Below are 13,658 nucleotides of genomic sequence, written 5' to 3'. Positions count from 1 at the left end.
GCTATTAAGTTTTCAACGAGAGTTCCGAATTTGTTAGAACTCTCACCAATTGCTTTATTAACCTGCCGCTCGAATGCCTTACGTTCCTTCTCCCTGATTTTAAGTTAAAGGAGCGAGCATTATGGGGTCAAGGGGACTGGTCCCCTTGCGGGGGGGTCTGAGGGGGGGCGGAGCCGCCCCCTTCTTTCTTGGTTTTTTTCTTTATCTTACATAACGTCGCGGTGAGCCATCTTGGAGTAAAGTATGGCAACGGTCCTGTAGACCAAGTGAGCCAACTTTGAAAACGGCAGATACGCAATGATGTAAAACACAAACACCAGGTGCACAAAATAAACCGTGTAGGCCGCAACACCCGCACCGGCAAGCCTCAACATCTCCGCCAACAATCCCGTTATCGCCAGGATCAGTATGATGGCGGCAAACAACCAGTCAAACGACGAGGTCTTGCTGACAAACCCCTTGTCCTTGAGCCTGTTGGATACTATCATGACACCGCCGACCAACAACGCCAGGGCGCTGGCATTTCCAAAGGCCTTAAAGGCCATGTAGGCAAGAAACACAAGCTCCTTAGAGCCGTTAAACAACGCCAGAATGTTTGGGTCATTCAGCAGATACGGCGACTTCCAACCAAGGACATAGATGTGAAAGACTCCCCAGTTGGTCGTTATAAACAACCCGATAAATCCGAAAAACACAAGTCTGTGTGCCAGCGTCCTTTCGTTGTTGGCGTCGCACTTCTGGAACTTCTTGTGTGTGACAATCTCCTTAAGCGTTGCAATAAGGCTCGGCATAAACTGGCCATACGCAAGCAGCTTGTAGGGTTGCACGTTTAACCTGCACCAGAAGCGGCCTATGCTGACAGCAAAGGAGAGCATCACCAAGGTTGCCGTGGTGATAAATATCGGGTCTATGTAATGGATCGGAAAGAACTTGTCAAAGACCACATCGCCATCGGGAAACAGCGGTTGCCCTGAGTGCATACGCACCGCTATGAATGCGCCAAAGAGAATCACAGGCAAGGCCAGGGCCAGGAGAATGAGAGCCGGATTTCCCACTATGGTGCCCATAAACCGTGGGAAGGCATTTTCAGTTACCACAGTCTTTCTCAGCACGGACAACACATCACCGGGGCGTGCCCCGCGCGGACAGTACTTGGTACAGTCGTTGCAATTGTGGCAGAGCCAGATGTCGGGGTCCTTGGCAAGCTCGTCCTTCATGCCCCATTGAGCCATGAGCATCTCTTTTCGGGGAAAAGGATTATCCTTAGGCGTCAGTTCACATACTACCGAACACGTAGCGCACTGATAGCATTTTTTCAATGTATCGGCGCCAGCCTCCTGCAGACTCCTTACGAAACCCACATCGGGCGTTACTACTGTCGTACCATCACCCATAATAACCTCCTGATTATTTAAGATTAGAAGCCCTTAAATGGATTTGGTCCAAACCCTTTAAGTTTTTCCGAGAAGTCTTCAAGTATCTTGGGCAACTGATCCCACTCATTGATGGCCAACTGTACCTGTTCAACCCTCTCTGCCTCGAGGTTCAATCTGCCGAGGGTCTCCTGCACCTTGCTCAGACGTTCACTTGCCATTTGCGAGCCTTTTATGAAGTGGCACTGGTAGTTTTCGCCATACTTGCAACCAATGAGCATTATGCCATCAATCCCGCGTGACAGTGCATCGGTTATCCATACGAGGTTTGTGCCACCGAGGCATCTGAGGGATATGAATCTGTAGTTGGGGTTGAGCTTCATTCTATTGATACCGGTCATGTCGATGGCCGGATAGGCGTCGTTTTCGCAAATGAACGCCACAACAAATGGCTCTTCGCCCTCTGCCGGGACGTCGAGTGACTTGAGCATTGCCGAAATCATGTCAACGCTGTAGTTCCTAAACGATATGATTCTCTGCGGACAGGCGCCCATACACGTTCCACACCGGCGGCAGCGATACGGATGCTCCTTGGGAGTACCCTTTTCATCCTCATCGAGGACGCCGAAGGGACACTCAACCGTGCATCGGCGACACTGCGTACAGCTCTCCAGGCGGAAGTCCGGGAAGGTTGCATCCCCTGCGCGTGGAGATACGGCCTTGCCCTGAGCGGTCAGCTCTATGCACTGGATGGCCTTGAGCGCTGCGCCCGTGGCATCGGTGGTTGACTGCAGGCCGTCCATGGGATGTCTCACGGCGCCGGCTGCGTATATGCCCGTGCGTCGGGTCTCATACGGGAAGCAGATGAAGTGTGAATCGGGGAAGCCGTACTTGAGGTGCGGCATTTCGGGGCCTTGTCTGTATTTGAGGTTCAGTACCAGCGGGAAGGCGTTAAGTTCCGGGATATCGCCATCCTGCGTCTTTTTGATGATGATCTCTCCCACATACTCGGGCGTGACGGCGTTTACGGCCATACCGTCTGGGATCATACTGGAGACCATGCCCGTGGCAAGCACCACGATGTCTGCCTGTATGCGCATGTCCTTGCCCAGCAACTGATTATCTATATCCACCAGCAGGCTGCCGTCGGGGGCCTCCGTGATGGCGCGCACCTCGCCCTTGGCAAGGAATATGCCGGGGTCATCCTGGGTGGCCTTGTAGAAGTTTTCGTAGATACCGGGGGTTCTCATGTCTTTGTATATGATGTAGGCGCCGGCGTCGGCATTGGATTCCCTGACGTACTTGGCCTGCTTGAGGGAGACGTTGCAGCAGACTACGGAGCAGTAGGGGACGTGCTTTTCATCCCTCTGCCCGGCGCACTGCAAAAACACCACGCTATTGGCCGGTTTACCATCGGAGGGGCGTGTGATCTTACCCTTGAGGGCGATTGCCTCCATTTCGACGTTGGTGACGACGTTTTTGAATCTGCCGTAGCCATAGAACTCCGAAAGCGGTGTGGCGTCGTAGGGCTTCCACCCAGTGGCCATGATAATGGCGCCGACCCTGAAGGTTTCCTCTGCGCCACCCTTGTTGATCTTGACGTCGAACATGCCCGGTTCGCCCTCTGTCTGCACTATCGTGGAGTTGAGATGGACTTTTATGGATGAGTTGCCCTCAACGGCCTTTACCTTGTTGCCGATGGCGGGGGCAAGGAGTGTATCAAAGGGTGGTTTTACGGGATAGCTCTTGTAGAACTTCGTTGCCCATCCACCCAGGGATGCGCCCTTTTCGACGATAACGGCCTTGTATCCGGCTGCTGCTACTTCCAGGGCTGCCGTCAGACCGGCGTTACCACCTCCGACGACCAGGACGGTGCGTTCCACGTCGGTGGTTCTTGGTATGGGTACCTCTGCCTTGCTGACACGGGTTATACCCATGCGCAGGTTATCGTTGGCGATGGCCTGGGTTGTTTCGGTGTTTGGCGGTTGGGTCCAGACGACGTGCTCTCTGAGATTTACTCTCTCGGTCACATAGTGGTATTGGTCAAACTCGAACACGTCGGTATTGACACGTGCCGAACATGCGGCTATGACTATTTTATTTACGCCCTCTTTGTTTATATCATCGCGTATTACCTGGACGCCTTCGTCGTTGCACAAAAACGGGTGGGATTTGCAAACGGGTGCGCGTAGTTCACTTTTGGCGACCTTTTCGAGGTCTTCAATGTTTAAGCTCTCACCAATGCCACAGTCCGTGCATATATATACGCCTATTTTTGAATCGTCAGCCATAGTCTACCTCCTCGCTGTTGACTGGATGCCTTTTATTGCCATTGCGGTTGCATCCTGTAGGGACGTCATTACGTCATTGGGATTTTTGGCTACTCCGGCTCCGTAGATGCCGGCATCTTGTCCGTCGCCTATAACAAAGCCGTTGTCATCGAGTTTTGCGTTGATGGCCTTGCCTTTGATTGACGGTTCCATGCCTGTGGCCAGCACTACCATATCCACCTGCTGTGTGATCTTCTGTCCGCCCAGGACATCTTCCACGGTCAGGATGGGGTCTGCCGTTTCGCTGTCTTCCTCGATTTTTGCCACCTTGCCCTTGACCATGTCTATTATGTTATCGGCCTGTACTTTTTTGAGGAAGTCCTCATATTTTCCGGGTGCCCTGAGGTCTATGTAGTACATGGTGGCCTTGATTTCGGGGTTGGAGTCTCTGAGGTAGGTTGCCTGTTTCAGGGTTGCCATGCAACAGATTGACGAGCAGTGAGCCATGTGGTTTTCGTCCCTGGAACCGGCGCACTGGACGAAGGCGACGGATTTAACGGCCTTGGAGTCCGACGGTCTGACGATCTTGCCCTTGGTTGGGCCGTTGGGGGCGGCCAATCTTTCCATCATCATGTTGGTTATGACGTTTTTGACCTTTCCATAGCCCAGGTTGTCCATCTTTGTGGCATCATAGGGGGTCCAGCCCGTTGCATAGATTATGCTGGCTACGTTGAGCTGCACGATTTCGGGCTTCATGTTCAAATCTATGGCATTATACTTACATGCTCCGACACACTTGCTGCACTGTGTACCGGGGCAGACAGTTGAATCGATTACGTATTTCATGGGGAAGGACATTTCATGGGGTCTATATATAGCCTTTGTCTTGTCCATTGCGAAGTTGAAGCTATTAGGCCTTTCTACCGGGCAGACCTCTACGCACTTGTCACATGCCGTACATTTGGAGTTGACAAAGCGCGGGCTGATCTTCAGTTGGACGGAGAAGTTGCCCTCCGTACCGCTTACACTGTCAACCTCTGCCATTGTATAGAACTTTATATTGGGGTTTTGCTTTATTCTCTTGAAGTTTATTTCTAATCCGCAGTATGGCGGACATAGTTTCGGGAAATAACGGTTTAACTGTGCTACGCGCCCACCGAGGTAGGGGTTTTTTTCCACTATGATTGTGTTGTAACCTGTCTCGGCAGCCTCTATTGCAGTGGTAAGCCCGCTTATGCCTCCACCTATTACCAAAATACTCTTTTTATCTGACATAAAAAAAATCCTCCGCGTTTCCTTCAAACATTAAACGGTCTCAGATGTGGCAGGGGTCGCTGTTGCCATTGGGGGGTATCCCTCTGAGGGTATCCCTGTTGTTGGGCATTCCCTGTTGAGGGCCCCCTTTCCGGCCCCCTCATTGCTGAGGGCAGCGACCCTTTCTACCGCACCTGTAAGGCGCTATTTAGTGTTTATCTTAGTCAGGGATCAGCTGTACATAATCTCTCTTTGAGAGCTCCCACTGCTGTGTGCTGTTGTTGAACTTGGAAATGGTGAAGCACTTCCAGTTTGTATCGTCTACGAGGTCGAAGTCGCCTCTGTAGTAGTATCCGGGGTATCTGGAGTCTTCCCTGAAGAGGATGTGTCTGGCGTGTGACTCACCGGCCCAGATTCTGTGGTAGTTTTCCCAGCATCTCATAAGCTCGTGCAGGTCAGCCGCTGCCATCTTCAGTGAATCTTCCTTGAGCAGGACCAGTTGTTCGAGGCCTTTTTCGAGCATTGTCTTACTGGTCATGTACCAGGTTGATACGCCGCCTACGTACTCGTCCATGATCTTCTGCAGGCGGGCCTGAAGCATCTTGGGTCTGATGTAGTTGGGGTTGGTATGTGGGTCTGTGCTGTAGTTCTTGTACTTTTCGTATATTTCGTATGGCAGGTAGATTTCACCGGCCAGTTCGTCCACTGACTTTGAGAGTTCGGGCTTGTAGTCTGGTTCATCCAGGCACAGGGCGACCATTGCCTTGGCGGCGATTCTGCCTTCGGCGTGTGAGCCTGAGGAGAACTTGTGACCGGAGGCGCCTACGCCGTCACCGGCTGTGAATAAGCCCTTGACGGTGGACATTCTGTTGTAGCCCCAGTTCCATTCTTTTGGAGCGCCCAGGTCGTCCGGTCCGCTGACCCATATGCCGGCGCATCCTGCGTGTGAGCCTAAGAGATATGGTTCCGTGGGCATGATTTCAGACGGTGTCTTGCTGGGGTCGATGTTGTATCCGGCCCATACACCGGCCTGTCCGATACACATGTCGAGGAAGTCTTCCCATGCTTCGGCTTCGAGGTGCTTGATCTGCTTGGCGTCCATGGTCTTTGCCAGTTCTGCCATTGCATGGTGGGTGTTCATGTAGATCGGGCCCTTACCGGCCTTCATATCGATCATCATCATGTGGTTTCTGATGGCGGTACCGAGTTTGTGTGGGTCGCTGCAGTAACTGCCGTACTTGGCCTTGGTGGCCTCAAAGTGGGTTACGCAGTAGTCTTCGCCGAGGGCGTTGGTGGCCTTGGCCTTAAAGAACAAGAACCATGCGCCTACGGGGCCGTATCCGTCCTTAAACCTTGCAGGTACGAATCTGTTCTCCATCAGGACGAGTTCTGCGCCCATCTGTGCTGCCATTGCGTAGGTTGAGCCGGCGTTCCATATTGGATACCATGCCCTACCCTGGCCTTCTGCAACCGAACGCGGTCTGAAGCAGTTAACGGCTCCACCGGCGGCCAGGAGCATGGCCTTTGCCTTAAATATATACACCTTGTTCTCTCTGACGCTGAATCCGATGGCTGCCGCTACCCTGTTGGCATCCTTGGGGTCAGGTAAGAGTTTAACGATGAACACTCTTTCAAAGAGGTTCTGAGCTACGCCGGTGCCCTGTCTGTTGAATTCCAGTGCTTTTTTGGCGGCTTCTGCTACGATGACCTTGTATGACTCACCGTTTATCATGATCTGCCACTTACCGCTTCTTACCGGCTTACCGCCTTCGGAGAGTTTCTTGGCAGGCTGTGCGCCGTCCATTGTGTGGCCGTCATCGGCGCGCTTCCACACGGGTAATCCCCACTCCTCAAAGAGGTGTACGGAGTCATCGACGTGTCTGCCTACGTCATATACCAGGTCCTCTCTGATTATGCCCATGAGATCGCCCTTTACATATTTTACATAGTTGGCAGGGTCGTTTTCGCCCATGTATGTATTGATGGCGGAGAGTCCCATAGCGACGGCGCCGCTTCTGTCCATAGCGGCCTTGTCTACGAGGGTTATCCTTACGCCCTTTGGTGTGGCCCAGCGGGCACCCTCAAAGGCAGCTCCACAGTTGGCCATGCCACCGCCGATGAGCAGTATATCGGTTTCGTGCTCGATTATCTCCGGCCGTGCGCAGTATGAAAACGTACAAGTTTCTTTTTCCATTCTTATCTCCTCCTTTATTTAATTGTCTTGACCTGAGCCAAGTTGAAGAAACCAGGTTTCTTGAGTGTGCTGAAATCAGGCTCTGGCTTGCCCTTGTACGGGTCTACCGATCCTTCGGCTGTTGTTCTGATTGGGAACTTGAATCTCTTCAGTGAGCCGTTGCGGAACTTTACGGTCCACATGATCGAGTCTGAACCCCTCATCGGGATTACGTTTCCACCCAGCGGGATGAAGTCCTGATAACCTCTAACCTCTATTGCCTGCTGCGGGCATATTTTTACGCAGTTGTAGCATTCCCAGCACTGTTCGGTCTCCTGGTTAAAAGCCTTCATCCTATCACGGTCAAGCTTCATCAGATTGTTTGGGCAGATGTACATACATGCTGTTTTTTCTTGTCCCTTGCAACCGTCACACTTCTCAGTCATTACAAAACTAGGCATACAAAAACCTCCTTTTAAACTATAACATTATGGCTTAAAAAGCCACTATATAAAACCATCAATCCTTAAAACCCTTCTATCCTTCTGTAGAAAGCAAGGGGGTGATTTCGCTCCCCCTGCAATCTTTTATATCTCTGCTATCCGCCTGTGGCTGCTCTGTGCAGTTTGATCTCTGTCTTTTCTGTCAGACCGGCATAGTACTTCCTGAGAATCTCCAGTACCTCGGGGCGACTGAAGTGGTCAGGGACATCTGTGCCTTCGGAGAGCATCTTTCTTAATGCCGTGCCGCTCAACATGAGTCTGTCTGCCTTACCGTGCGGACAGGTTTTCATTGATGCCATGCCGTCGCACCTGTGGCAGTAGAACGTCCAGTCTATATTCATTGCCTTTGTCTCGAGGGCATCGGCGGGGATTTCTTTAAAGATGTGTTGTGCGTCAAACGGGCCGTAGTAGTCGCCCACGCCGGCGTGGTCTCTGCCGACGATGAGGTCGCTGCAACCGTAGTTCTGTCTGAACAGGGCGTGTAGCAGGGCCTCTCTGGGGCCGGCATATCTCATATCCAGCGGATAACCGGCCTGGATACAGGTGTCTTTGACGAGGTAGTTCTCTATCAGGGCGTTGATGCAGTCCTTGCGCACGGGGGCGGGTATGTCGCCGGGCTTGAGTTTGCCAAGCAACTGGTGTATCAGGAGGCCGTCGCAGATTTCGATGGCTATCTTTGCGAGGAACTCGTGCGAGCGGTGCATGGGGTTTCTGGTCTGGAATGCTGCAACTCTGCTCCAGCCCTTGTCTTCGAACATCTTGCGAGTCTCTGCCGGGGTCAGGTAGATGCCGGCATATTCGGTGGGGAAGGTACCTTCACTGAGCACCTTTACGGGGCCGGCCAGGTTGACGTCGCCCTGGGACATGACCAGCGCTACGCCGGGATGCTCCTTGTCATCGGTGCGGAATACGGTCTTGCACTCGTGTACCTTATCGATTGTGTATTTTTCTCTGACGGTCATGGTGCCCATTACTTCGCCGCTTTCCTCATCGACAAGGGCTATTTCTTGTCCAGCCTTGAGGCCGTCGGCCTGGTCCTTTGACGTTGACAGGGTGATCGGGATTGGCCAGAACGTGCCATCGGCCATCTTGTAGGAATCGCAGACGCCCTTCCAGTCGTCATAGCCCATGAAGCCATCCAGGGGGGTAAACCCGCCGATTCCGAGCATTATGATATCTCCGACTTCCCTTGAGGCCATCTTGATCTGTGTAAGGGTTTTGGCCTTATTCTTTTCCTCTTGCAGTGCGGCTCCCGTAAGTAAGAGAGGTTTGAGCACCTTGTCTTTTCCGTGCGGCTTAACTAATGCCATTTCTAAACTTCCTCCTGATGATTTTTTTGTATGTCCTTAAAATTTATGACGATAAAATGGAGCATATCTTTTTGAAGATTTCGTCGATGTCGCCCGTGCCCTCAACCCTCTTCAGGATTCCTTTTTTTCCGTAGTAGTCGATCAACGGTTCTGTTTGTGAGCGATAGACGTCGAGTCTTTTCTTGATGGTTTCTTCTTTGTCGTCGTCTCTTTGGTAGAGTTCTCCGGGGCATTTGTCGCAACTACCCTCTTTTTTGGGTTGTGAGAAGTATATGTTATACATCTGCCCGCAACCTTTGCAGGTGCGTCTTCCTGTGAGTCTTTTGAGCAGGACGTCGAAGTCCACATCGACGCTGAGGGCCACTTGCAGGGGCATTCCCACGGAGGCCAGTGTAGCATCGAGGGTTTCAGCCTGTGCGGTGTTTCTTGGGAAGCCGTCGAGGATGAATCCCTTTTGGCAGTCGCTCTGCGTCAGGCGTTCCTTGACCATGCCTATGACTACGCTGTCGGCGACCAGTTCGCCTCTGTCCATGTATCCCTTGGCCTCTTTGCCTAGCGGGGTAGCGTCGGCGACGGCCTTTCTGAGTATATCTCCCGTCGATATCTGTGGTATACCGTACATATCGATCAGTTTTTTTGCCTGCGTTCCCTTACCTGCGCCTGGGGCTCCGAGCAAGACTATTCTCATAGTACCTCCCTATTTCTATAAAGAAGATTCGTTTTATCTTTAAGCATAAAACCGCAGAAGTATATTAGCCAAAACATTCAATTGTTGTCAAGGAAAAATTTTCCGGCCTTGTCAAAAATATTGTTCCTGTAAATATTTCTGTGATGGTAGTGTGATGGTAGAAGGTTAAGCATTATGGGGTCAAGGGGGCTGGCCCCCTTGCAGGGGGTTCTGAAGGGGGGCGGAGCCGCCCCTTTCTTTCTTTTTTGAAACGTGCTATGTATGTCATCACATGATTTTTTACAGCAAGAATTTTTACAACAAGAAAATAAAAATATCTGGGACGGATTGCCAGGTGGATTGACCCTGGTGTGATAGTCTGTTTTTTTTAGGTCTTGAAATTCTTCTGTCATGTTGCTATAATATTGGGTGATTAACGGAAACACGCTTAGTATGATAATTGAAGGAGTGATTGTTTATGGCAATGAAAAGATGTCCTGCCGACATGCACTATTACAATCCTGAGAAAAACCCTGAATGTCCTTACTGCAGAAATGCACAGGACGAGAAGATCGGCACCGGCGTATTCAACCGGATGGCTCATGCCGGTGTTGATGACAAGGCGACGACTATTCCAGTCATTAACGTGCCCAAGGTCGCTGCGCCCGCGCAAGATGTCACTGTACCCAAGGCGGAGGTCAGTGCGCCCAAGCCGCCGGTACCTGCCGCTGAGGAGGCCGATGTTGTCACCAAGAGCATCTTTAAGAAGAAGGCGGGGTTTAATCCCGTGGTGGGATGGCTGGTGTGCATAGATGGCAGCGAAAAGGGGAAGGATTACCGCATAAGGCCCGGTATCAACGAGGTTGGTCGTGACGACTCCAGAGACCTGCACATCTCTATCAAGGGCGATGACATGATCTCCAGGCGCGACCACGCAGAGATTGAATACGACCCCGATGAGAACAGTTTTTATCTGCTACGCAAGAAAAATCAGGCGGTCAAGCTCAATGGCGAAAAGGTGCGCCAACCGGCAAAGCTGACGGCATACGACAGGGTTCAGTTTGGGCAAACGACATTTGTCTTTCTCCCCTTGTGTGCAGCGCAGTTCAACTGGGAAAGTCTGGACAAGAGTTGACGCTTTCAGGTTGGTATTATTGAGCGATGCCGGTACTAAGCTGGACATTGGACTTTGGCAACGAGCAGGACAAGGGCAACCGTAAGGGGCAGGAGGATTATTTTGCGTTGTTCAGTCCGGTGCGTGAGGTGGTCAACTCCGACAGTGGATTCCTGGCGGTAGTGGCCGATGGCATGGGTGGGCACACCAGCGGCGGGAAGGCGAGCGTCCTGGCGGTCAACACCTTTGTGGAGACGTACAAGCGAAAAGCCCCCGGACGGTCTATCTCTGAGGCACTCGGAGATGCGCTCAGAAGCGCCAACCAAAAGCTCGTCGATACCAACATCAAGGCGGGGCAGGACAGTGACATGGGCACAACGCTTGTGGCGGTAGTGATGCGGGCGAACATGTTATTTTGGGTATCGGTGGGTGACAGCCGGATATTTCTCTACCGCGGGGGGCGTCTCATGGACGTCAACGAAATCCACTCCTACGGCGCCGAGCTGGACGTCAAGCACAAGCTGGACCAAATATCAACAGAGGACCTCGAGGCAAACAAGCAAAACAGAAACATGCTGACCAGTTACCTCGGACTGGAGGAAATCCCGCGTGTTGACATCTCCGACAGACCGATAGAGCTTCGGCACGGCGAAAGGGTTCTGATGTGTACGGATGGTCTGACTGACGCACTGGACAGAAACGAAATCGCAACATTGCTGCGGCTGCATCCGGATAAGTCCGCTCAGGAGCAGTGTGAGGTGATAGTGCAACACGCACTGAAAAAGAACCTCCAAAAACAAGACAACATAACGCTTATCCTGCTGGAGTTAAAGAGTGACGCCGACGACCTCTTGATCAACCCCGACAGAGACAAGACCCTCGATGATGTGACCATCCCCCTCAACACCCTGGAATACTACGAACGCTCCCAGGAAATCGAACAGACGGTTCAGTTGACGCCCGAAGTTACCGCCTCCGATGCCTCAAAGTTGAAGCTGGGCATTGCCATTGCCCTCGTTGTACTGATCATCGCAGCCCTGTGCATTTACTTCCTGCTCTGAGCAAGCACATCTGGCGTGGTCGGTGGCGTTCATGTTTCGATGAGCGTGCCGTCTTTGCCGATGGTCATTCCGATCCGGCGGCTTACTTGGTAGAGGGCATAATGGAGGGTGTCTTTATCTATAGCATTTGAGCGTAGTTTCAACAACCCCTCGCAGTGCTCCTTGGTGTTAGCGAGATTGCCTATCGTTTGTACAAGGTTACGCCAAATATGAGAGCTTACGCCATCGAGCATAGCCATCAATTCCGCCACACTGCTTGAATCACCAATATTGCCCAACGCATCTGCTATCCTGTCTTTTACAGAGTGGTGTGTATTATCATCGCGTAACAGACCTAACAAAAACCCAACCTCACCGTTTTCAGCCAGGACATCAATAGCCCTGCCTGTATTTAACCAATAAGTACGGTTGGTTACAACACCCTTGAGCTTTTTCAACACAACCTCTCTGAGCTTGACACCGCCTTTCAGTGTCGGCTTCTCCGCAAGACATCTTCCGGCAAGTATGAGGTTGTGATCGAAGATGTCATCCGCTTTGTCGGATAACAAGATTATTAAATCCGTGCTATCTCCTATTCCGGCAAGGAGCAGGATAACTTCCTCCCACCAGGGCTTGAAACTGTTCGCTATGGCTATATCATAACCCTCCCTGTCATCTTTCAACTGATGAGCAGCAAAATATTCCTGTATCGTCAAGTGGATAAAACCGTACCAACCATCGGCCTGCTCTTTCAGCAAACCATGATTAGCGGCTATCTCCTTCAAAATCTCCATTGCCTCTGCCGACTTCAGGTATAAGTCCGGTAAACACTCCTGTATCGCACTTATAAGGTCTGCTTCCTTAAAATATCGCTCACCTTTAATAAAATACCTGTAGGCTATATCCTGTAACAGCCGTTTTTTATCGTCCTGATCAAATATGTTTCTACGCTCTATCCCCCTGCTCTCATCCCACTCACTGAGAAGGACATCCACACACTTTTGATAAAGCGTACCCCTCCTCTTTGGAAATGTCCCAAACCTGTCGTACAGTATGCAGATAAAAGACAGCAGCAGGGGATTGCCGGCAAGGGACTTGACCCTCGTTCTCCTGCTTAACTGACGATTTAACTCCTTGGCCTTCTCAGGCCTGTCACTGGCCTTCTCAGGCGTACCCTTGAACCACTTCGCTACAAAGTTTGCTATATCCTCATGCGTGAAATCAAGCACCTCAAAGATGCTGAAGGCTTCCTTTATGCCCCCCTTCCAGCCGGCCTTTCTGCAGGTAACGGCAATGGGACAGTTAATGTACTTCGTGGCAACGTCGTTGATAACACCTACGACCTTACTGTAGTTTGCGCCGGCCTCGTTTTGATCGCCACCGCTGACCTCATCGAGGCCGTCAAAAAAGATAGCAACATTGCCGCTCTTAAACTCCTCCTCCAGATACGTCCTGGCGTGGCTAAAGCCATAACGCCTCGAAAGGTCTTCATCGAGGTAATCGAGCAGGTCAGGCTTATATTTGTTGACGTAATCCCTCAGGGTGATAAATATCGGTATGCCCTTGATATCCTTCACGTCATCGGCTGCCATCTTGAGGGTAATGTGCTTGAGCAGGGTCGTCTTGCCCGCACCGGGGTCGCCTAAGATTACGATCCGCTTCTTATAGCCAGTTAGCGCCTCCTCAATCGACATTGGCTTTGACTCACGCTCCGCCTTCAACCGTGGGATGCCCATCTCCCCTGGTGCAGCGCACTCCAGATGCAACTTGCCATACGTATCGTCACAATTCTCTTGAAGCGTTTTCACATTTTTACGCAGGTTTATCTTGATGTATATATCCAGGAGGTATCCTCTTTAAAAAGCATGGTAAAATTAATTTCATGGTTTAAAGGCATGGATTCCTGCTTTCGCAGGAATGACAGTTACAGGCTTTTTCCAAGTTTGTCATTCCT

The 13,658-nt window shown here is 51.4% G+C and carries 11 protein-coding genes; 2 read left to right on the top strand and 9 right to left on the bottom strand.

From position 1 onward, the window contains the following. Window positions 1-206: 206 nt before the first annotated feature. The 8 genes from qmoC to HWQ67_RS04535 all read right to left on the bottom strand — a co-directional run bounded on the left by qmoC (window position 207) and on the right by HWQ67_RS04535 (window position 9,963). Window positions 207-1,394, bottom strand: a complete 1,188-nt coding sequence (gene qmoC, locus HWQ67_RS04570; RefSeq protein WP_218251466.1) for a quinone-interacting membrane-bound oxidoreductase complex subunit QmoC — start codon at window positions 1,392-1,394, stop codon at window positions 207-209. Window positions 1,395-1,417: 23 nt separating this feature from the next. Further along, the gene (locus tag HWQ67_RS04565) at window positions 1,418-3,664 is read right to left on the bottom strand and encodes a hydrogenase iron-sulfur subunit (protein WP_218251465.1); all 2,247 of its coding nucleotides are present in this window, start codon (window positions 3,662-3,664) and stop codon (window positions 1,418-1,420) included. A 3-nt stretch (window positions 3,665-3,667) separates the two neighbouring features. After that, on the bottom strand, window positions 3,668-4,918 hold the full coding sequence (locus HWQ67_RS04560) for a CoB--CoM heterodisulfide reductase iron-sulfur subunit A family protein (protein ID WP_218251464.1): 1,251 nt from the start codon (window positions 4,916-4,918) through the stop codon (window positions 3,668-3,670). Between the two features lie 199 nt (window positions 4,919-5,117). Beyond that, entirely contained in the window at window positions 5,118-7,091 is a 1,974-nt protein-coding gene (gene aprA, locus HWQ67_RS04555; protein ID WP_218251463.1) for an adenylyl-sulfate reductase subunit alpha, read from the bottom strand. Between the two features lie 14 nt (window positions 7,092-7,105). Further along, window positions 7,106-7,531: an adenylyl-sulfate reductase subunit beta gene (gene aprB, locus HWQ67_RS04550; protein WP_218251462.1), complete on the bottom strand. Its 426-nt coding sequence runs from the start codon at window positions 7,529-7,531 to the stop codon at window positions 7,106-7,108. Between the two features lie 137 nt (window positions 7,532-7,668). Beyond that, window positions 7,669-8,883: a sulfate adenylyltransferase gene (gene sat / locus HWQ67_RS04545; protein WP_218251461.1), complete on the bottom strand. Its 1,215-nt coding sequence runs from the start codon at window positions 8,881-8,883 to the stop codon at window positions 7,669-7,671. Window positions 8,884-8,926: 43 nt separating this feature from the next. Next, complete coding sequence (locus HWQ67_RS04540) at window positions 8,927-9,571, bottom strand: adenylate kinase (protein WP_218251460.1); 645 nt, start codon at window positions 9,569-9,571, stop codon at window positions 8,927-8,929. Window positions 9,572-9,648: 77 nt separating this feature from the next. Continuing rightward, complete coding sequence (locus tag HWQ67_RS04535; RefSeq protein WP_218251459.1) at window positions 9,649-9,963, bottom strand: hypothetical protein; 315 nt, start codon at window positions 9,961-9,963, stop codon at window positions 9,649-9,651. Window positions 9,964-10,028: 65 nt separating this feature from the next. Here HWQ67_RS04535 and HWQ67_RS04530 point away from each other — a divergent pair, with 65 nt between their 5' ends. Both HWQ67_RS04530 and HWQ67_RS04525 read left to right on the top strand, forming a co-directional pair. Continuing rightward, complete coding sequence (locus HWQ67_RS04530) at window positions 10,029-10,685, top strand: FHA domain-containing protein (protein WP_218251458.1); 657 nt, start codon at window positions 10,029-10,031, stop codon at window positions 10,683-10,685. Between the two features lie 26 nt (window positions 10,686-10,711). Beyond that, on the top strand, window positions 10,712-11,725 hold the full coding sequence (locus HWQ67_RS04525) for a PP2C family protein-serine/threonine phosphatase (RefSeq protein ID WP_218251457.1): 1,014 nt from the start codon (window positions 10,712-10,714) through the stop codon (window positions 11,723-11,725). 29 nt (window positions 11,726-11,754) lie between these two features. Here the strand turns inward: HWQ67_RS04525 and HWQ67_RS04520 are convergent, their stop codons facing one another. Beyond that, window positions 11,755-13,512 (bottom strand): NACHT domain-containing protein, encoded by a 1,758-nt coding sequence (locus tag HWQ67_RS04520; RefSeq protein WP_218251456.1) that lies wholly within the window; start codon window positions 13,510-13,512, stop codon window positions 11,755-11,757. Between the last annotated feature and the right edge of the window lie 146 nt (window positions 13,513-13,658).

Origin of the sequence: Candidatus Magnetobacterium casense (genome assembly GCF_019173545.1) — a bacterium.
GTDB classification, from domain to species: domain Bacteria; phylum Nitrospirota; class Thermodesulfovibrionia; order Thermodesulfovibrionales; family Magnetobacteriaceae; genus Magnetobacterium; species Magnetobacterium cryptolimnobacter.
This window is presented reverse-complemented; position numbering and strand designations above follow the sequence as displayed.